Source organism: Paenibacillus sp. JT22N1 (assembly GCF_059692155.1).
Window position 1 is genome coordinate 149,669 of the sequence record NZ_JCAUAW010000002.1, and the last position, 19,052, is coordinate 168,720.

The 19,052-nt window shown below is 45.3% G+C and carries 18 protein-coding genes and 1 pseudogene; 9 read left to right on the top strand and 10 right to left on the bottom strand.

The annotated features are described in order from the left end of the window. Positions 1–57: 57 nt before the first annotated feature. Both AC58UU_RS04510 and AC58UU_RS04515 read left to right on the top strand, forming a co-directional pair. Complete coding sequence (locus tag AC58UU_RS04510; protein WP_497313398.1) at positions 58–1,620, top strand: SWIM zinc finger family protein; 1,563 nt, start codon at positions 58–60, stop codon at positions 1,618–1,620. Further along, entirely contained in the window at positions 1,617–4,547 is a 2,931-nt protein-coding gene (locus AC58UU_RS04515) for a DEAD/DEAH box helicase (RefSeq protein ID WP_497313400.1), read from the top strand. The genes AC58UU_RS04510 and AC58UU_RS04515 overlap by 4 nt, the downstream gene beginning before the upstream one ends. Positions 4,548–5,088: 541 nt before the next feature. Here the strand turns inward: AC58UU_RS04515 and AC58UU_RS04520 are convergent. Genes AC58UU_RS04520 through AC58UU_RS04530 form a run of 3 tightly spaced genes read right to left on the bottom strand, consistent with a single transcriptional unit; the run spans position 5,089 to position 6,463 of the window. Beyond that, the gene (locus AC58UU_RS04520) at positions 5,089–5,646 is read right to left on the bottom strand and encodes an SRPBCC domain-containing protein (protein ID WP_497313402.1); all 558 of its coding nucleotides are present in this window, start codon (positions 5,644–5,646) and stop codon (positions 5,089–5,091) included. Between the two features lie 42 nt (positions 5,647–5,688). Next, a complete protein-coding gene (locus AC58UU_RS04525) occupies positions 5,689–6,141 on the bottom strand; it encodes an SRPBCC domain-containing protein (protein ID WP_497313985.1) in 453 nt (150 codons plus the stop codon). Next, a complete protein-coding gene (locus AC58UU_RS04530; RefSeq protein ID WP_497313404.1) occupies positions 6,125–6,463 on the bottom strand; it encodes an ArsR/SmtB family transcription factor in 339 nt (112 codons plus the stop codon). The genes AC58UU_RS04525 and AC58UU_RS04530 overlap by 17 nt, the downstream gene beginning before the upstream one ends. A 156-nt stretch (positions 6,464–6,619) precedes the next feature. On the opposite strand from AC58UU_RS04530, the gene AC58UU_RS04535 reads away from it, so the two are divergent. Both AC58UU_RS04535 and AC58UU_RS04540 read left to right on the top strand, forming a co-directional pair. Further along, positions 6,620–7,054, top strand: coding sequence for an SRPBCC family protein (locus AC58UU_RS04535; RefSeq protein ID WP_497313406.1), 435 nt, complete (start codon positions 6,620–6,622; stop codon positions 7,052–7,054). Between the two features lie 30 nt (positions 7,055–7,084). Further along, positions 7,085–7,471 (top strand): TfoX/Sxy family protein, encoded by a 387-nt coding sequence (locus AC58UU_RS04540; RefSeq protein WP_497313408.1) that lies wholly within the window; start codon positions 7,085–7,087, stop codon positions 7,469–7,471. Positions 7,472–7,567: 96 nt separating this feature from the next. Here AC58UU_RS04540 and AC58UU_RS04545 read toward each other — a convergent pair whose 3' ends face one another. After that, positions 7,568–8,575: a DUF3231 family protein gene (locus tag AC58UU_RS04545; protein ID WP_497313410.1), complete on the bottom strand. Its 1,008-nt coding sequence runs from the start codon at positions 8,573–8,575 to the stop codon at positions 7,568–7,570. Between the two features lie 117 nt (positions 8,576–8,692). Continuing rightward, on the bottom strand, positions 8,693–10,192 hold the full coding sequence (locus AC58UU_RS04550; RefSeq protein WP_497313412.1) for an MDR family MFS transporter: 1,500 nt from the start codon (positions 10,190–10,192) through the stop codon (positions 8,693–8,695). Between the two features lie 139 nt (positions 10,193–10,331). On the opposite strand from AC58UU_RS04550, the gene AC58UU_RS04555 reads away from it, so the two are divergent. Next, entirely contained in the window at positions 10,332–10,985 is a 654-nt protein-coding gene (locus tag AC58UU_RS04555) for a TetR/AcrR family transcriptional regulator (protein ID WP_497313414.1), read from the top strand. A gap of 4 nt (positions 10,986–10,989) precedes the next feature. Then, on the top strand, positions 10,990–11,859 hold the full coding sequence (locus tag AC58UU_RS04560; RefSeq protein ID WP_497313416.1) for an AraC family transcriptional regulator: 870 nt from the start codon (positions 10,990–10,992) through the stop codon (positions 11,857–11,859). A 66-nt stretch (positions 11,860–11,925) separates the two neighbouring features. Here AC58UU_RS04560 and AC58UU_RS04565 read toward each other — a convergent pair whose 3' ends face one another. Both AC58UU_RS04565 and AC58UU_RS04570 read right to left on the bottom strand, forming a co-directional pair. Further along, the gene (locus tag AC58UU_RS04565; protein ID WP_497313418.1) at positions 11,926–13,335 is read right to left on the bottom strand and encodes a HEAT repeat domain-containing protein; all 1,410 of its coding nucleotides are present in this window, start codon (positions 13,333–13,335) and stop codon (positions 11,926–11,928) included. Positions 13,336–13,465: 130 nt separating this feature from the next. Further along, positions 13,466–14,353: a sugar phosphate isomerase/epimerase family protein gene (locus AC58UU_RS04570; RefSeq protein ID WP_497313420.1), complete on the bottom strand. Its 888-nt coding sequence runs from the start codon at positions 14,351–14,353 to the stop codon at positions 13,466–13,468. A gap of 153 nt (positions 14,354–14,506) precedes the next feature. Here AC58UU_RS04570 and AC58UU_RS04575 point away from each other — a divergent pair, with 153 nt between their 5' ends. Both AC58UU_RS04575 and AC58UU_RS04580 read left to right on the top strand, forming a co-directional pair. After that, positions 14,507–15,403 carry a helix-turn-helix transcriptional regulator gene (locus AC58UU_RS04575; protein ID WP_497313422.1) on the top strand — a complete coding sequence of 299 codons (897 nt, stop codon included), beginning with the start codon at positions 14,507–14,509 and terminating at the stop codon, positions 15,401–15,403. A gap of 224 nt (positions 15,404–15,627) precedes the next feature. Then, positions 15,628–16,059: pseudogene (locus AC58UU_RS04580) on the top strand (UxaA family hydrolase); the annotation flags it as partial. 66 nt (positions 16,060–16,125) lie between these two features. Here AC58UU_RS04580 and trhA read toward each other — a convergent pair. From trhA to AC58UU_RS04595, 3 genes are all read right to left on the bottom strand, one after another. Continuing rightward, positions 16,126–16,770 (bottom strand): PAQR family membrane homeostasis protein TrhA, encoded by a 645-nt coding sequence (trhA, locus tag AC58UU_RS04585; protein ID WP_497313423.1) that lies wholly within the window; start codon positions 16,768–16,770, stop codon positions 16,126–16,128. 135 nt (positions 16,771–16,905) lie between these two features. Further along, the gene (locus tag AC58UU_RS04590; RefSeq protein ID WP_497313425.1) at positions 16,906–17,505 is read right to left on the bottom strand and encodes a glycerol-3-phosphate acyltransferase; all 600 of its coding nucleotides are present in this window, start codon (positions 17,503–17,505) and stop codon (positions 16,906–16,908) included. Next, positions 17,502–18,596, bottom strand: a complete 1,095-nt coding sequence (locus AC58UU_RS04595; RefSeq protein ID WP_497313427.1) for a glycosyltransferase family 2 protein — start codon at positions 18,594–18,596, stop codon at positions 17,502–17,504. Before AC58UU_RS04595 ends, AC58UU_RS04590 begins: the two co-directional genes overlap by 4 nt. A 236-nt stretch (positions 18,597–18,832) precedes the next feature. Between AC58UU_RS04595 and AC58UU_RS04600 the strand changes: the two genes are divergently transcribed. Next, complete coding sequence (locus tag AC58UU_RS04600) at positions 18,833–19,006, top strand: hypothetical protein (protein WP_164826796.1); 174 nt, start codon at positions 18,833–18,835, stop codon at positions 19,004–19,006. Positions 19,007–19,052: the final 46 nt, after the last annotated feature.

The following is a 19,052-nucleotide window of genomic DNA, read 5'->3' on the forward strand; positions in this document are numbered from 1 at the left end:
CTATTTATACTAAAAGATGATTTTGATTATTGAAAGTGGAAAAAAAGGAGCTATTCGATGAGTTCTCCCATTATAAACGATGACCAATGGTTGGAGCTGCTGGAGTACGTAGCCGAAACTTATAATGACGTTACCCTTAGTCGAGGGTTTACTTACTTTAAAAAACAGCGTGTAACTTCGCTAATCGTATCTGAGACTCTATTCGTTCGGGCAGGGGTGCAAGAAGAAGAATCAGGAGAAAACCGTGTCATTCTGAACTTGGACAAGCCCTACGCCAGTCAATGTAGTTGTCCAGTACCAGCCGCTTGCAAGCATATTGCAGCAGTTTGGATGGAGCTTGGGGATCGTCTTGGTTACCCTGCTATCCAAATTATGAATGCCAAACTTCATCTCAAGCGGGCAACGTCAACTACCTCCTTGGAGTCTACGCTCCTACAATTACCCAAAATGGATGTATCCGGCTGGCAGAAGTTTCTGAACCATTACACGTCTCTCATTAAGGCGACGTATGATTTGGGAAATTATGTTGACATGCTGCGGATGCAATTGCAAAACATCAAGAAGATCACTATTCCTTTTTCTGATATGGATCAGATTTTTTTTGACATGCATCAGGAATTATTTATCCTTAGAAAACTAAAAGAGCAGAATGTACAAGGTGGCGTAAGTTCCTACACGTCTTTCACCCTTTACCGGGTTTACGATGAGATTCATACTTGGCTGAAGCAAAAATCGCCCCTTCTCAACTTCTCGGTCTCCGGTGAGCGCCTTGAACAGACATTAAGTTATATCAGACAGCAGATGGCTGAAGAAGTTGGTCATAACTATCAAGATTATGGCGTCTATACGGAGCTTTGGAAATATTGGGTTACCCCAGATCCCGAGGCGAGTCAATATGTAACTAAGGAAATAGACGCTCTTGAGTCGATGACAATGGACAGTCCCTCACCTTCTCTCTCGGCCGCAAAGGCCTTCTTGTACTTGCAGCAAACTAGGAGTAAAGAAGCCTGGGAGGCTTTAGAAGAGAATGATATTTTCAAAGAGGCCCCTGCCAAACTATTTATCCCTTTCCTAGACTATCTATATGACACCCAGAACTGGGAAGAGTTAGTGAATTGGTTGAGAAGATCAGCCTCTTTTTTCAATAGGAAACGAACCAAAGAACTTGAAGTTTATGCCGATTTTTGGACAAAAGCCATCGTGCATCTCCCTCAAGCGGAAGAACATATGTGGAACGTTTTAGAAGAACTATTGCCTTATTCTTTCCGGATTATTGAGGAAATGCTGTACGAACAAAGAAAATGGAAGCCTTGGTTGGAAATGCAGATCCTTCAGGGGCATGACCCTCTCTACCATCGCGTCAATGTTCTGCAGCCGATTGAAAAGGATACACCAAAGCTCCTTCTACCCTATTACCATCAAGCCGTAGATCACTATGTAAGTTTGAAAAACCGGCATGATTATAAATTAGCAGTAAGGCTCCTCAAGAGGCTCGATAAAGTGTACAAGAAAATGAAACAAACCGAGCGATGGGAACATTTCTTTTCTGGTTTCGTGGAACGGCACAGCAGGCTGAGGGCACTGCAAGAGGAACTTAGGAAAGGAAAGCTACTGGGATGAGCACAAAATTGCATGATATGACATTGAACGTGACCTTAACGGACAGTGGAGATGCCTTACTCTGGGGGCTGCAGGACGGACGCGATGTGCCCGGAGATAAATTTCGAAAGCTGCTGTTCGCGTGGCACGAGCCTTCTTACTATGGAACCATTTTGGACCAACAGTTAGCGGGAGAGTTGACATTAACGGTCCTTCCCGTGGAGATGGTGCTCCCCTTCTTCGCAGAACCCTATTTCATGGATGTCCTCCGATGGGAAGGGGGAAACGAAACCACTAAGGGACTGCTAGAAGTGGCGCCGGTTCTATACCGAGAAGCTAAAGCAGGTCACTATGTACCCAGCTACAGCGCATTCCGGAATGGGAATCTGGCTTGGACTTGGGATGCCGAGACGGAGTCACTGAAAGAACTTGACTGGCATGCACTAAAAAGCTTAGACGGCTTAGGTGACAGAATGTCTGGCTTGCGTGCCGCCTTCTCTGCCGTGGTTTCAGCTGAGCACTATCCCAATGAAGCTGCCTTATCCGATCTTCGGCGAGATTATCCAGCCCTGTTCCGAGCACAGAAATCTGCCCCAACCTCGGCTGATGCGTTCACGGACGAAGAATGGCTTGCCTCTCTAGGCTGGAGACCGGATACCGCTCCCTTCCGCCCTGCTCTGCAGCTGCTGGAACCTGACGAAAACGATGACACTTGGCGCCTTCGCTTGGTACTGCAAAGTAAAAGTGAAGGCTCTGTGTTAACGCCAATTCGTCTTTATGCAGACGGACGTGCTTCAGGCACGTGGGCTAGTGATTGGAGTTCGTATATCCTGGAGCGTTCTCTTGGCTGGGCTACAAGACTAACAGAAGCATTGCCTGGGCGCAGTAGCGGCGGCGAGCTATTTGCAGAGCCTTTAAGCGACGAAGCAGCTTGGTCGTTTCTGACAACGGACAGCCGCCTTTTGTTAGAAGATGGCTGGAATGTCATGCTCCCCGGTTGGTGGGAGGCCGCCTCGAAACGGAAGCCTCGGCTGCGTGCAAAGGTTTCCTCAGAAGCTGGCGGCAGAGGGGAGTCGCTGTTCGGGCTGAACTCGCTGGTAAACTTCGATTGGCGGATTGCCATTGGCGATACCGACCTGAGCGAAGCAGATTTCGCTGGTCTGCTTAGCCACAATGAACGGCTTATCCGCTTCCGTGGACAATGGGTTTACTTGGACCCTGCTTTACTGGAGCAAATCAAGAGACTCATGGAAAGCGTGAATCCGGAAGAAGGTCTGTCCCTGCAGGACATCTTTCAGCTTCACCTGTTAAGTGAATCAGAAAAGGAAAGAACCCAAAAGGAAAGTCTTACGGCGGAAGAAGAAGCGGATAATGAAGAACGGCTGAAGCTGGAAGTCGAGCTGAATGCGCATCTCTTGGCGCTGCTGCGTCAGCTTGGACAGCCTTCGGAATTGAAAGAAATTGCTGTGCCGGAGGGGTTGCGCGCTGAGCTTCGCGGATATCAACGCGAGGGCTTCACGTGGCTGAGCTTCCTTAGGAAATTCGGGCTTGGCGCGTGTTTAGCTGATGACATGGGGCTCGGCAAGACCGTTCAATTCATCACGTATTTACTCCACCATAGAGCGGAGTCCGAGCACCCTGCCCTACTGATCTGCCCCACATCTGTGCTTGGCAACTGGCAGAAGGAGCTTGTTCGCTTTGCTCCAGATTTAAAGGTTTTTCTTCATTACGGGAAGGGACGACTAAGCGGTGAGTCTCTTTCTACGGTTTTGAAAGACACCGATATTGTGCTTACCTCTTATACGACAGCTTTGATGGATCAAGAGACTCTGCAGGAAACCATGTGGAGTTCCCTTTGCTTAGATGAAGCCCAGAATATCAAGAATGCCCACAATAAGCAGTCCGCAGCGATTCGTACATTCAAAGCTCGGCACCGCATTGCGCTGACAGGAACACCTATTGAGAATCGATTATCTGAGCTGTGGTCGATCTACGACTTTCTTAATCCAGGATACCTCGGGAACCAACGCGGGTTTCAACATCGTTTTGCGAATCCGATAGAGAAGCACCACGACGAGGAGCGAACGGCACAGCTGCAAAAGCTCGTCAAACCTTTCATGCTGCGCCGCAAAAAGAAAGATCCTGCGATCCAGCTTGATTTGCCTGATAAACTTGAAATGAAAGTCTATATCAATCTAACAGCCGAGCAAGGAGCACTCTATGAACGATCCGTCAAGGATCTCATGGAACGTATGCAAAAGCTGGAAGGCATGGAGCGCAAAGGAGCGATCCTAGCAGCCTTAACACAGCTAAAGCAGCTATGCGACCACCCTATGCTGCTAACGAAGGAAGCTGATCTAACGGAGGACACTCTACTTTCCGAGGAGAGCCGCGAAGCCTTCGTAATGCGATCCGCGAAGCTTGAGCGACTGGTTGCCATGGTCGGTGAACTCCGAGACGAGGGCGACTCTTGCCTGATTTTCACCCAGTATGTAGGCATGGGGCGAATATTGGCAGACGTGCTGCGGGCTGGGCGGAATGAACCGGTATTGTATCTGAACGGAAGCACGCCCAAGTTGGAGCGCGATAAGATGATTGATACGTTCCAAGCCGCAGATGAAACAGGGCCGGGTATCTTTGTTCTGTCGCTGAAAGCTGGCGGAGTCGGACTCAACTTGACCGCAGCGAACCATGTGTTCCACTTCGACCGTTGGTGGAACCCTGCCGTAGAGAACCAGGCCACGGATCGCGCCTATCGGATGGGACAGACGCGCAATGTACAAGTACACAAGTTCATTTCCCTCGGCACCTTGGAGGAACGAATCGACGAGATGCTCGAGAACAAGATGAGTCTAAGCGAGAACGTGATCTCCACCTCCGAAGGCTGGATTACAGAACTCTCAAACGACGAATTGAGAGATTTGTTTGCACTTCGTAAGGAGTGGTGATTGACGAACGATGGAGGCTGTCCCAAAAGTTCATTATGAACTGGGACAGCCCTTTTGTTTCGACTATAATAGAAAGTCACGCCGAACTCTATTTAGAGGAACGTATGGCCGCTATTTCGGGAAATATGCGAATAAAATCGTATAAGAGGAACGTGAGAGCGCTATTTGATCAAAAGGGGCGATTCGGAGACAAAAAACCGTGAAATAACGCCTCCTCGTTCCTCTTCCTCATCATTTCGGGTGTTTTCCAACCAAATAACGCCTCTACGTTCCCTCGTTAAGTTCTAGTTACCAAACCATAGCACGTTACAGTAACGGTCAAAGTGCCTGCCATTACTCCATAAACGCCTTTTGAGACAGCCCCTTCGTGTTTTTCTCACTATCATGTCACTTCCACGTGCTCCCCGCACTTTAGCAATGAATACATCTTTTTCCGCGGCGGACCGTTAAATAAGGGGCAAGTTTTGCTTACCCCTTACCCAAAATTAATAGACGAATAAAAACGGTATTCGTTCCAAGAGAACGAATACCGTTTATCAGGTTAAGCTAGATACTTCTTGAGCGGTTCCCAATAGTTTGTATGCCAGCCTGGAGCCAGGTGAGCTTCTTGTCCTGCAGGAAAGCCGGTATGGCTAAAGATTAGGCGGGTTTCCGCGCCTTGCTCTTCCAATTCGAACTTCACTAGAGAATATACTCCTTCTTCCCAATTCGCGACACGCCACGCTTGAACGATTCGCTTGTTTGGCTCAAGCTCAATGTTTCTCCCTACGATCATCCCTCCGAAGCAGGAGAATGAACCGCCAGCCTCCGGAGTTATTTCTGTAGGAGCTCCTCCTGAGACTTTGCTAAACTGTGCAGCATCGGTCAATGCTTCATAAACGCGGTTCGGGCTTGCTGCGAACACAACCTCCTGATGAATTGCTGAAGAATCGCCTAATTGCTTGTCTTTTCCCATCAACCATTGTGTAAGCTGCTCTACAGACATGCTTTTCAACATATCAGCGTGATCGTGAATGGCATGATGCCACATCTTCGCCTCTACTTCGTACCGGTTTCCCTCTTCTACTTTGAATCCACAATCGCAAGATAATGTTGTCATTGTCTTCCATCTCCCCATAAGCTTTTTTATAAAACGTAATTTTTAGTGCATGGCCTTAACAGACCAAGGATCCACACCAGGATCTCCACCCTCAGCCAACGTTTGGAGTCTAGTTGTATAGTGCATCCAACCCGCTGTGTGGGCGGCTACTTCTTCGACCGGCAAATCGTAGTGAGTTAATAGCAGAACAGTACCTTTGTCTTTAGCTGTGAATTTAAATTCGAGCGTGCTTGAACCAGGTGGAACTACCTTGGACTTCTCCCAGCCCCACGTCATAACGATTTTCTCGTTAGGAATAATCTCTTTATACTCCCCCATCGCAATATCCGATCCATTAACATCGATCCGATATTTCCCTCCGATGCTTGGCTCGAGCAGAATATGTTTGCCCATCCAACGAACCATCTTCTCAGGATCTGTAAAAAAGGAGAATAAAATCTCCGGACGGCAATCGATAAACATCTCTTTCCTAATCGTGTCACTGGTCTGATTCATTTGATTCACGGTTACGTTGTCTCCTCTCTTCTTCTTCTGCGGCTTCCTTCAATAGCAGTAGACTATCATCCCAGAAACGGTCAATGTATTCTTTCAGATCAGCAAAACCTTCCCTCCTCATACGATAATACCGCTTGGTTCCCTCTCTCCGAACCACAAGTAGACCGGATTCCTCAAGAACCTTAAGATGTTGAGATACTGCTGGCGCCGAAATGTCAAAATGGGACGCGATGGAGCTTGATGTAAGCTCTCCGTCACGTACGAGATATAAAATATCTCTGCGTCTTGGCTCTACAATGGCTTGGATCACTTTTTCGATCATGACGTTAATTTAGCATATACTTAATTAAGTGTCAACTTAACTAACGAAACTATTTAAGTTGACACTTATGTAAGTGATTGCTAAAATACGAGTGTCAACAGCGACTGATTTTACGAACTATTTCGAATTACGATATGATATAAGGAGATTATAGATATGGGAATTGATGTTTCGGCCAAGCTGGTGATTGCTAAGAACCGTATAGAGGTTGCTCGATATGCGATGGAGCCAACCAATGATCCCAAATGGACCAAAGGCATTACGGAGGCTGAACTCCTTACCGAACGCCCCATTGGCTTGGGAACTCAGGTAAGACGAATTGCAAAATTTCTAGGTAAGGAAATTCATTATGTTCTTAAAGTAGTTGAATATGTACCCGAGCAGCTAATGGTGATGCAATCGATCAAAGGTCCGTTTCCGATGAAAGTTACGTATCAATTTGATGATGAAAATGATGGCACATTGGCACAAATACGTGTTGAAGGTACCTCTGAAGGCTTCTATAAGTTAACGGATCTCATCATGTCTCCCCAAGTTAGAAGAAGCATTCAAGGAGACTTGAAGCGGCTTAAAGCTATGATGGATAAATAATAATATCAAATCGAAAAGGGTGTTTCCTTTATGTCCATGCCTCGTCCTGATGAGGAGATGAAACAATTTTTCGCTGCTGTTATGCCCGGCGATCCTCATATTCATATCCGTCCAATGTTCGGTAATCTGGCTGGTTTTATTAATGGCAACATGTTCGTTGGACTTTACGGACAGCAAATCTTTATCCGCCTGCCGGAGGACGAGCGTACTCGTCTTGTCGAGCAAGAAGGAGCATCGTTATTTTCCCCCATGCCAGGCAAACCGATGAAGGAATATGTCACCTTACCGGAGCAGTGGCGGGAAACGCCTGATACAATTACGGCGTGGATCGAGCAATCCTTGCAATGGGCCTCAGCGATGCCAGAGAAGGTTCCTGCGAAGAAAAAACCAAGCACCAAGAAGAGTAGAGATGTATAGCTGTACAATCCTGACATACCAAAGACCATCCAATTCAATCCTTGGATGGTTTTTTATTGAAGAAAAATCACTCTTTACGACCATTTAAATCACCGCTTATAAGGAGAGTAAAGCATTACGTTCGATCGCACCAGGCATTTTTTCCATCCATTCATTCTTTATCGTGAGTTCTGCGCCATCGTCCGCATAGGTTCCGATTTCACCTGTAAGTCGAAGATATACCGTTGTCAAATCTCTCCTCATGCTTGCTGCGAGAGAAGCTCCATAGTTCCCTAATCCTACTGCTGAGAGAAAAACAGTATGATAGAGCATTAGTTTATCAGAAAATGGGGACTCCTTAGAATTCGAAATTTCTGTTTCCCATGTCGTAGGTGCCGGCATCTGGTCATCGCGTAATAACGCGCTGAATACTTCGACATGCTTCTTGGAGATATCTCTGCCGCGCACGATATATGAAACGACTTCTTTGGTTTGAGCAACTTGAGAAAAACCTAACATCAATGCCTGACCTATGCTGTTCTTCATAATATTCATATGAAGGTTTGAGATTTCTACTGCATTTAAGGGTCTACGATCACCCAGCAGTCCATTTAACCAACTTTCTTTGTGTACATACTCAACTGAATCCGGATATGGTATGAAAGGACTCCTGGGGAGAATTCCTTTAGATTGCAGAATAGCCGTAGATTTCTCCATCAGCTCAGCCGCAGTCTTCAGATTATGTTGAAAGAATGCACGAATATCCTGTCTTGAACTGCTTGCTAATGCCATTCCGTAAGTAACTATACCAGCAATGCCCATATGCCTGATATAGAGAAGCATATAGCCATCTGAAAATAGTCTTGGTGCATTTAGGTTGACATCCTTGTCTGTAAAGGCAATAGGGATAGGGAACTCTTCGTCTTTAAATAACTTGTTACTAAATTCCATATGTTCCTTTGTTAATCCAAGAGCATATTCAATGATTGGTTTTACTTCACTATCTTCAACAGTATGTAAGAAATGTTTAAGTACACAATTTACCATACTGTCACTTAAATAACCTGCCCATAGAGGCGCGATATCACCAGAAGTTAATTGAATATGATGCTCATCTTGACTCATTGTATTGCCCCCTAATAGGATGTTTTGCACTATAATTTAGAATTCCATAAATACCAACTTCTATGTACAAAAAAGCCTACCGATTCATCGGTAAGCTTCTTGTACAATTGTTCGTATTTAGTGTAGTCCTTCTAACGCGACTTCTTGTTTTACAGCCTCACTAGGCTGTGTCTTGTCACGGCGAAGGAACAAGCCTAAGAATATCCCACAGATCGCAATAATTAGCATCACGTGGAAAGTCTGGCCGAACGCTTCTGGCGCTACAGCAAGCATAGCTTTTTGCATATCAGCAGGGCTGGTTATTGGAATATTCTTTGCAGCTATGGATGAGTTCACGCGCGAGGAGAGAATTGTCACCAAGGTAGCAACGGCAAAAGAATTGATAACTTGCTGCATCGCACTAGTTAAAGAAGTAACTCGACTCACCAAATCATGCGGAGCTTTCTTAATCAGATGCGAATTAAGCGGCATCATCATAAGTCCCATACCCGAACCCGCCATAATAAGCGGTAAAATTAAGTCATGTCCTTCTGTCGTTAGATCGACATGTGAATATTGAAAGATCGCTCCGGAAACAAGACTGAGTCCAGCGACAACCAACCAGCGAACACCGATTTTATCAAACAAGTAACCGCCAATCGGCATCATGACGGCCGACGCTAACGCTTGCGGGAATAACGTCATCCCCGTATCGAACGCACCGTACCCGCGGGCTTGCTGAAGAAATTGCGGAAGCAGGAAAATAGCCCCGAACAAGCAGAATTGCAGTACCCACTGTACGAAAATACCGAAGGAGAAATCAACAGATCTGAACACTCTCAACTCGAGCAGAGGGAGTTTGGATTTAAGTTCAACAATGATAAAGGCGATCAAGGCGACAGCTCCAATGATGATGCCCCACAACGTTTTATCAGAAGTCCAACTTTCAGCACCTTGTGTAATCCCATAAGATAAGGATGCGAAGGCAATGGGCCCTAGAATCATACCCGGTAAATCAAAACCAGCTACCTTCTTACGTGCGACAGCCGGCAGCTTCCATAGTCCAAAGATAAAGCTGAAAATACCAACGGGAAGATTAATTAAGAAAATCCAGTGCCAAGAATGGTACTCAACCAGCCATCCGGATAAGATAGGCCCAATCGCAGGCGCCAACAAAATGGGCACCCCCAACATCCCCATCACTTGACCAATTTTGTTCGGTGGACTTAGCCGGAATACGTATGCCATAGCAACAGGCATAACGAATCCGCCGCCTAAACCTTGAAGGATACGGAAAACAATCAACAACTCCGCGCTGTTCGGGGTAGCACATAACACTGATGCTACGGTGAAAAGAACAACCGAGGTGAGGAATACGTTCTTCGCCCCAAATCGATCAGATAACCATCCTGCTAGAGGAATGACTGCCGCTGTCGCCAGCATATAGCCCGTTACGGTCCACTGAATGGTCGGTAAATCCGTTTTAAAATCGATGACCAGCTTCGACAATGCCACATTCATCGCAGTCGTGTCGAGGATAACCATAAATATACCCGATATGATGGCGATGAGCGGTACCAGAATACTCGTAATCTTAAACTCTGGCTCCGCTTGGCCAGATGTTATTGGTTGACTCATGTTGTGTTCCTCCTTCACAATATCTATTCCATCGTGTTACAATAGTTACGGACAATTGTCCGCAACATCATATTACGGACAATTGTCCGGAATGTCAATTATTTCTTTTGTTAAGATTGTTCTTATAGGAGGACCATGTATGAAACATCCAGATACCAATGAGAATTCATTGTATAACCAAGATATGAAAGCCATTCCACCTTGCGGTCGACGTGAAGAACGTGATTCGGAGTATCGCCAGCGTATTCTTACTTCTGCTAGAAGCCTGTTCGAAACCAATCAAATTGAATCCGTTACCATGCACCAGATTGCCAAAGAGTCGGGTGTTGGACAAGGTACTCTTTATCGCCGTTACGCCCATCTTGGCGAGGTTTGCAGTGATCTGCTTCGTTCAACAACAACCCAGTTTCTTGCTTCTCTTGAAGAGGGGCTTGCTGATCCCGCTCCCGATGTAACAGCAATGAGCCAATTGGCAGACACGATCGCTCGAATTATTGATTTTGTGGACGATAAAGCCTCTTTGCTTTCCGTTATCAACACTATGTATACGGACAAACGAAGCTTCTATTTACACAAAAAGCCCATTTATATCCGACTTCACAGCATTGTTGCTCCTTTGATCACTCGTGCTGTTGAACAAGGGGAAATTGAACAGATCGATATCAATTTGACAGTTAACACCATACTTGCCTCCCTAACTCCAGAACAGTACTTGTATCATCGAGAAATTCTGGGCTATAACAAGCAGCAATTTGTTGATGGCATTTGCCGACTCTTCGTGAAAGGAATATGAGCCCATGAGAATAGATATGAATCCTAGTCAGCTCACCTTCTGGAAGAAATATATGGCTAAAGCGAAGCTTGATTTATCCTATGCTGCTTATACCAAGGTACTGAAATCCTGGAACGATGCGAACGCTTCTTGTCCATTTAATCGCTTGTATTTTATTATCGAGGGAGAAGGCTTTGTAAAAGTTGGGGATCAGACCTATTATCCGAAACCAGGTGAACTTTATCTGCTTCCAGCGGGGAGTGATCAAGCTTATGGAACCATAAGTGATAACACTTTCGGAAAATACTGGTGTCATTTCACGGCCAAAATTGGGGATTTGGATCTGTTCCAGATTTTACAAACATCCGCTTTCATTACGATCAAAGATCCAGAAGCTTTGCAAAAAAAATTCGAACAACTGATAGCCTATAATAAAAGTGAAGAGTTAACTTCCGCTTTTAGAGTCAATGCGATTATAAGTGAATTCATTGCCGATTTCATTGAACAAACTGAAACTGTCAAGCTGAACTTGGCTTCTACCCCTACTTACGAGAAAATGAATAGTGTGCTGCACTATATGGAACAGCATATCGCTGACAACGTATCCATAGATACATTATCCCAAATTGCGCACTATCACCCTAACTACTTTATTAATGCTTTTAAACAGTTTACGGGTTATTCACCGATTCAATATATGAACCATTTGCGCTCGGAGAAGGCCAAAGATTTACTCATGATGTCGGAATTAAATGTTTCACAAATCGCCGATTCGCTGGGCATGGAATTATCGTATTTTTCCCGCATGTTCCGAGAACAAACGGGTTTCACACCAACTTCTTTCCGTGATTTGAAGCCGAAAATGATCGATTACAACGAAACTATGTTGAAATGAAACATGGATACAACGCAAAAAGAGCAAAAGTTAATTTGCCCTTTTCTCTCAATCTATTTTACGCGTTTACGGATAGAACGAATTTGTCTTTGTCGTTGTCGGGCACCAGCGGGAATTAAGCAGAAATTTAATGAGTGTATTCTTAGCCCGCTCCGAACCGATATAATTCAGAGATTCCGCAGCATGAGCACGAACATATCTGTTCTCATCATCCAATGCTATTTCCAACTGCGGCACAGCTGCTTCCGCTTGAGAGCCTAATCGTGACAAGGACAAACTTGCCATGAAGCGAACTTGCGCGTTCTCATCTTGTAAGCATCTACCTAAGCTTGATACGATCTCATTCAAAGGTGTGTTCATGAATCCAAGTGCATCTACTACGGCGCAGCGAACTCGATCAACTGGATGTTCAAGCAGTTTTATGAAGGCTGGAACTGCTTCTTCCGCTAAACCTCTTAATTCACCAAGAGCGAATATCGCATGTGTAACGATTTCAATATTTTCATGTTGCAAAGCTGCAATTAGCCCTTTAACTGCCTCGCTTCCAGAAACTGATAATCCATAAGCGGAAATTCGCGATACTTGTTTATTCTCGCTATTTAATCCTTCGAGCAAAGCGTCCACACCCTGCTGCCCTCTTCGTGCCAGATCATAGGCCGCGTTGATCGCTAGCGGTTCAAAACCATCCAACTTAGCGGATAATTCCTTAATCTGATCCGGATCAGATGCAGCTGTTCCTGCCAGACTGCCGATTTTGCCAGACAGCCAGTTCCAGGTTTCTTCCCACATCAAATCATGCTCGGCTATTGGCAAATGCAAGTTGGCTGGCTTCCTCCACGCTGCCTCTTGATTATTCCAACTAGGTGCTTGCGGCAGCTCTGTCCGCATGAATTCAAACTTCAGCATGTAGCGCGGCTCTCCTAACACATTAGGTGTGGAACGATGCCAAATATCATAATGAATCAGCGCAAAGGTACCCGCTTCCCCGCTTGCTAAGACTTCCCCTTCTTGTTCACTCGATTCAAAAGTCCGAGTCTGGTAATTCTGCGTGCCTGGCATAACACCTGTCGGTCCTAATTCCACTGGTGTATCCTGTGGGAAATACATAATCATTGCCCAATTGGGGTGATGATTGCGCATTCTGTCATAGCCCCAATAGCTGTCCTTATGCCAGCCTCCAGCCGTTGCTGAAGCATTGAAATGCCCATGTCTATGTGCGTGCATCATATAGTTCTGGCCTAATACGCTAGTTAAAGCACCTGTCACAACAGGGTGATCGAATACTTTTTGCAGCTCACGAATACGGGGGAGTAAATTATTGCCGGGATTCCCCTCTTCCGCATAGACCGTGTTTAATTGTGCTAATAGATTGCTGTGAAACTCGCTCGAAAAGTCGGTTTTGAGTATTAAACATCCGTTTGTAATAAATTCTCTCATTTGCTCATCAGTCAATAATAAAGGTGTGTTTTCCTGCATGGCTGTCAGCCTCCTTGGCTTTGAATGAATGCGATAACAATGACCTTATTATAAGAAAGATGTCTCTGACTAAAAATAGACGATCTTAATCAGAGCTAGCACAAAACTAAGATGGACTGGAAGCGACTCATTAAACAGGGTTTGGAATGTAATCTCCGCCACGGCAGCGTTTTAAATAGTTCAAAGCATGCACCTGACCCGTCATCTCGAGCTCATCACGGTAGACGGGATCATGCCAGCCTTCAATGTCGATTGTACCTTGGTAGCCTGCCTGACGCAGAATCGTAATAATATCGGACCAATTAGTGTCCCCAAAGCCAGGTGTACGGTGCCACACGAACTCTTGGCTACCATGAACTCCATATTCCCGAACAATATCCCAAGCAATTGTCGCATCTTTGCCATGGACGTGGAACACTTTATCGACCCATTTACGTAACTGCGGAATCGGATCGATCAGACTAACCATCTGATGACAGGGCTCCCACTCCAGACCAAGGTTATCCGCCGGTACGGCATTAAACATCAGATTCCAGGCAGTTGGGTTATGGGCAATGTTCCAATCCCCTGTCTTCCACGTTCCGCCCATATCACAATTCTCGAAAGCAAGTCGAACACCGCGATCAGCGGCTCTCCGAGAAAGCTCACCAAACACTTCCTTGAACTTCGGTATTGACTCATCAATTGGACGATCCGGAATACGGCCAGTGAAACCGTTTACGATATCGGTACCAAAGAGATGTGCATGATCAATAAGCCGCTCCCAGCTCGCGAGTGTATCCTTATTATCTCCTGTTCCCGTGAGTGGATTTCCGAATACACCTATCGTAGATATGACGGCGTCGTGCTCTGCCACAATGTCAGCTAACCGCTTTGCCGTTTCTTTGAGATCGATATTCCCTGTTGTTTGCCAAAACGATAAGCTGTAGGATTCAAATCCGTACTTGGCAATTTGGGGAATGATACGTACGGCATCTCCGGCACCAACTAAAGTACCCACTCTAAGCTTCTTATTCATGATTGAATATCACTCCTATATTGGTATAAGATAAATGAATATGATCATTATAACTAGGAATACCAGCAATTTCTCTATCCTATCTTGCTCCAAATAGGTCTTATCTTGATACTTAGGAAAGTGAGGCAGCTCATGACGTACCCGCAAGATTTAATGGAAAAAACACCACTCTGGGATAGCAGCTATCCCTTCCGTTTTTACCGAAACCGACCGCAGACAGCCACTAAAGACGATAACATTCTGTATCTTCACTGGCATGAACATTTCGAGATCATTGATATGCAGGTTGGTAAAGCTATATTTCATATAGATAGCCGTCCTTATGAGGCCCACGCTGGTGACCTGTTGTTCGTGCCCGCTGGAGCTTTGCATGTTGGATATAACGCAGCAGATGAAGCAATGGAGTATGTCGCTGTCGTATTTAATGCTTCCTTGCTGCGAGTGATGCATCCGGATCCCGTACACGAGCGGTATATCCTTCCGTTTCTGGACGGGCGAGTTCCCATGCCTGCCAAACTATTTGCCGAGGATGAACTTGCTGCCCCTTATCGTCGACTCATTCGTGAATCTACGGCCGAGTTTGAGAATCAAAATGCCGCTTACGAGCTCGTCATCAAACATAACTTTCAACTGCTTTTTGCTCTGCTATCTCGACAATTTTTACCGGAGAAGTTTATAGATAAACCTGCTCCTACCCGTCATTCAGAATCTTTCAAGCCGTTGATCCAGCATATAGAATCCCATATCGCTGAGCCATTATCGGTTGAGCAGGCCGCACGGATGGTGAATCTGAACCCGTACCATTTTTGCAAAACGTTCAAGAAGCTAACCGGACGTACCTTCGTAGATTATTTGAACTGGCTTCGAATCAACGAAGCTGATCGTTTACTTCGTGAAACGGAATGGACAGTAACCGAAATCGCCGAGCGAATTGGCTGCGGAAACGCTAACTATTTTACGAAGCTATACAAGAAATATAAGAGTTTCCCGCCTTCTGACGTTCGGCGAAAACGGGAATCCACTATGAAGTCAGTCCCCCCATTATCTTAGTCTTGTGCTAACATGCCGTGAGAAAAAAACTAGAAATGAAACTAAGCTAGATGTTTATAAAAACTCTAAGCACAAGCTTACAAAGCAAGTTTTCTTGCGAAAACTCTAAGTGCATGCGCTGCGCGATATTCCGAGCGGTGAATCTATTCATTTCTATAAGGGCGCAAGTGTGCAAACGCTATCATTACTTGACTCTATTCCATTCGGACACAAGGTAGCTATCATTGAAAGTAGCGGTGAAATGCGGCGGCTCGGATGCCACTTCTGGATTAGCTTCCAATCCCGCTTTAGGTGTAGCCGCTGATAAATTAATGCATGCTAGGGGCAGTATTGTCATCGGTGAGACGACGGAAATCATTGGCGCTGAACACATTCTGGCCAGCCGCTGCAATTCGACGGAAACGAGCGACAAGCTTTACGAAGCTATTCAGCGATTTGAAACGGAGATCAAGCGCATGGGCGCCGATATGCGCGGCGGCAATCCAAGTCCATACAACATTGCTGGTGCACTCTCGACGATTGAAGAGAAATCATTCGGTTGTATCAGCAAATGCGGTACGCACCCCATTCAAGATGTGATTGGTTACGCTGAGCATATTCCAGAGCATGGCTTATACTTTATGGATTCATCGGGAAATGACATCGAATGTGTGTCCGTCCGAGCTTATAGATCCAAGTACAATGCAGATGTCAGCCTGCCGGACACTGGGTACATTTTCACCCTACAAAACGGCAGGCATCACATAAGCGTATATGGCAATAAAATGGCAGCTGCTTCCCGCAAGCACAAACAAATGCCAAATGACATGGTGATATTTTAACCTTCGCCAAAGAAAGAATGGCACGCCAATGCAGTAAAAAGCGACTCCGACCATTAACCAAGCTAGAGCCATAGAGGGAAGAAGTTCACTTAGCGGATCGATTAATGAAACCATGAAGGCACCCATTAACAAATACATAATCAGGCCCCAAGGCATAAACCGCTTAATGATCAAATGAACATAGCGCACGCCTCCGAAAGCTAGTCCCCATATCAAAAACAGCAAAGTGTATCCAAGAGTTCCTTGCAAGGTAATCAGTAGGAATGGCGTATACGAACCCGCAATGGCAATAAAGATTGCCGAATGGTCCATGACTTCAAAGCGTTCGCACCATTTCTTCGAGCGAGAGCAATGCAGCAGGGTCGAGGACAGATATAGCAGGCAAAAGGATACCCCATAAATCGCATTGCTAATGATATAGGCAAGATCTTCAAACAGAACGGAACGTTGTAAAAGTAAAAAAAGTCCGAAGGCACTTAGCGCCGCGCCCAAGCCGTGGCTTATTGCGTTTAGCCGTTCTTCCCTCAGAGCTAATCTATCTTCCATTCGTAGGCTCACTCCTTTCTGCTTAGCCCATAGTTTTTCCTAATGTTAAGCCTTGTATGTAATCACTCTGTCCTGTTTATGAGCACAAAAAAATGGATCCCGGCATCATGGCCGAGATCCATTTTATTTATTTCTTCATCTCCTTTTTAAATAAACAGCAAGCTCATTTCTATGGGTAAATGCGAGCAGTAAAAAATTCCCTAACCAAACCCAAAGGATCGCACTCGAATAATCCCTCATATACAAATAGATACCTATCAGCAGAAAACCGACAACAACCTGCAAGCCGTCTGCCTCTGTCGATGTAGACTTTCCTCTGTTGATCACCTTAATTGCACTTAGTAAAATAGCCAAAACCACGGCAAAAGCAAGAGAAACTTCAAAGCTGGACAATGCACTCCATACGCCGAAGGTCACAGCGATTGCTTTGCCTCCTTTCCCCTTCAGGAATGGAGAAAAGGCATGCCCGATAATAGGAGCCAGTGCGATGGAAATCATGGAGTACCCTTGAATCTTTTCAATCCCTACTACAAAAAGAAGGATAAGGTATCCTTTTAAAAAGTCGAGAATTATACCAACAACACCAAGCTTATAACCAGCTGCCTTCCACAGATTTAGAGCCCCCGGATTTCCGTCACCAACCGTCTTCAAGTTTTTCTTGGCGATAAGGCCAAGCCAATAAGAAAACATCAAAGATCCTGATAGAAAGGCACAAACCGTCCAAACAATGGTCATTGCCCCCTCCTGCTTCCTACCTTGACGTGCCGTCCTTTCCATGACACATGCCCAAGGAATACGACCTGATAAACAGAATACAGCATGACGAAGATGAAAAATAACGTGGAGAGGACATGCAAAACAGGCATGATGATTCCAAACATACCAACATGTTTAATGAAATAAAACAACTGAAACATGTATAAGAGATACCCGATGAAAAGTGGAAGCGCCCACGAAGTGTTGATAAATAAGAAGAAAGCTTCTGAAGCAATTAGCCCGACAACCCAAATGGCAACAAGGAGGATCGTGCCCGGACTTAACGTTGACGTGCTTAGGACTGCGCCTTTACCGAAGCCTTGAACCTCGCTTTTGATCCCTTGTGGATACATACGAAAAGAAACCAGGCCTCGCCCGATAAAATTAATCACTTGAATTCCGGCATTCGTATAGGAGGCCCCAAGGTTCAAATCATCCAACATCTCCGACTTGATGCCTTCATGTCCCTTGATTTTCTCATAATCTTCCCTAGTCGTTATGATGCAGGAGCCATACAGACCTTTTCTCGGATTTTTCTTTTCAAAAGGGGACGTAAAAGCGAATACACCAAGCACATTAAAGATCAACGCCAGTCTTTCCACAAACTTCTCCGTATAATGGAAGGGAACGACAGAAACGACGCCTCCCGCTTTATTTCTCGCCTTAACCAGTGCCTCCAGCGCACGTGGAGCTAAGCGAATATCAGCATCAAGAAAGGCAATTAGATCACCCGAAGCATGCAAATACCCGTTCCATACAGCCCAGTTTTTACCCGTCCATCCCTGCGGAAGACTTGTGTTGCTAATGACAGTAACCCCGTAACTTTCAGCAATTTCCTTCGTATCGTCCTCCGAAAAATCATCAACAACGATAATTTCAAAGGGTTCCAAGGTTTGTACCTTGAGTGCATGGAGGAGATGAGGCAAATTGCACGCTTCATTCCTGGCAGGAATAATGATAGACAGCTTCACTTTTTCAGGACCTTGTTCCTGACGGACAGTGATCACATTTTTTCTAAATAACAAGAAACCACATAGACACCCGATGACAAATAATACATATATCGCCACCCTCGAACCCCCTCCTTCGATTACCTCATTACGGATGGATGAAAGTGCTGCCCTTACAATATGGAGAACAGGTTGTATTGATATATATGAACTTTGGAGTGGTTTTAAGCCATCTTCACAAGTAACTAGATGCAGAAAGTACCTTTGTAATCTCCCATTGCTGCTGCTCATCAAGCGAACATTTCCGCAATTGTGTTATAATGTTCAATATCAAATTACTGGAGGCACAATGGCATATGAAAATATATGTTATCCTCTCCTTCGATGGCGAAGGAATGGAAAATGTTTATGTAGGCGCAGATGAGGAGAAAGCACTTTCTCTGAAGCCGACTGACTTTGAAAACTGCGAGGCCCTTTTCGTAGAGATTTGGGAAGACGGCGAGAAAACCGATGATTACCGCTTAGAATAACTAGTGATACATACTTCCAAAACAAATAATAGAAAGGCGGATATAA

Coding starts and splice junctions, on each gene's coding strand:
- AC58UU_RS04510 (WP_497313398.1), top strand. CDS start 58: ATGAGTTCTCCCATTATAAACGATGACCAATGGTTGGAGCTGCTGGAG.
- AC58UU_RS04515 (WP_497313400.1), top strand. CDS start 1,617: ATGAGCACAAAATTGCATGATATGACATTGAACGTGACCTTAACGGAC.
- AC58UU_RS04520 (WP_497313402.1), bottom strand. CDS start 5,646: ATGACAACATTATCTTGCGATTGTGGATTCAAAGTAGAAGAGGGAAAC.
- AC58UU_RS04525 (WP_497313985.1), bottom strand. CDS start 6,141: ATGAATCAGACCAGTGACACGATTAGGAAAGAGATGTTTATCGATTGC.
- AC58UU_RS04530 (WP_497313404.1), bottom strand. CDS start 6,463: ATGATCGAAAAAGTGATCCAAGCCATTGTAGAGCCAAGACGCAGAGAT.
- AC58UU_RS04535 (WP_497313406.1), top strand. CDS start 6,620: ATGGGAATTGATGTTTCGGCCAAGCTGGTGATTGCTAAGAACCGTATA.
- AC58UU_RS04540 (WP_497313408.1), top strand. CDS start 7,085: ATGTCCATGCCTCGTCCTGATGAGGAGATGAAACAATTTTTCGCTGCT.
- AC58UU_RS04545 (WP_497313410.1), bottom strand. CDS start 8,575: ATGAGTCAAGATGAGCATCATATTCAATTAACTTCTGGTGATATCGCG.
- AC58UU_RS04550 (WP_497313412.1), bottom strand. CDS start 10,192: ATGAGTCAACCAATAACATCTGGCCAAGCGGAGCCAGAGTTTAAGATT.
- AC58UU_RS04555 (WP_497313414.1), top strand. CDS start 10,332: ATGAAACATCCAGATACCAATGAGAATTCATTGTATAACCAAGATATG.
- AC58UU_RS04560 (WP_497313416.1), top strand. CDS start 10,990: ATGAGAATAGATATGAATCCTAGTCAGCTCACCTTCTGGAAGAAATAT.
- AC58UU_RS04565 (WP_497313418.1), bottom strand. CDS start 13,335: ATGCAGGAAAACACACCTTTATTATTGACTGATGAGCAAATGAGAGAA.
- AC58UU_RS04570 (WP_497313420.1), bottom strand. CDS start 14,353: ATGAATAAGAAGCTTAGAGTGGGTACTTTAGTTGGTGCCGGAGATGCC.
- AC58UU_RS04575 (WP_497313422.1), top strand. CDS start 14,507: ATGGAAAAAACACCACTCTGGGATAGCAGCTATCCCTTCCGTTTTTAC.
- trhA (WP_497313423.1), bottom strand. CDS start 16,770: ATGGAAGATAGATTAGCTCTGAGGGAAGAACGGCTAAACGCAATAAGC.
- AC58UU_RS04590 (WP_497313425.1), bottom strand. CDS start 17,505: ATGACCATTGTTTGGACGGTTTGTGCCTTTCTATCAGGATCTTTGATG.
- AC58UU_RS04600 (WP_164826796.1), top strand. CDS start 18,833: ATGAAAATATATGTTATCCTCTCCTTCGATGGCGAAGGAATGGAAAAT.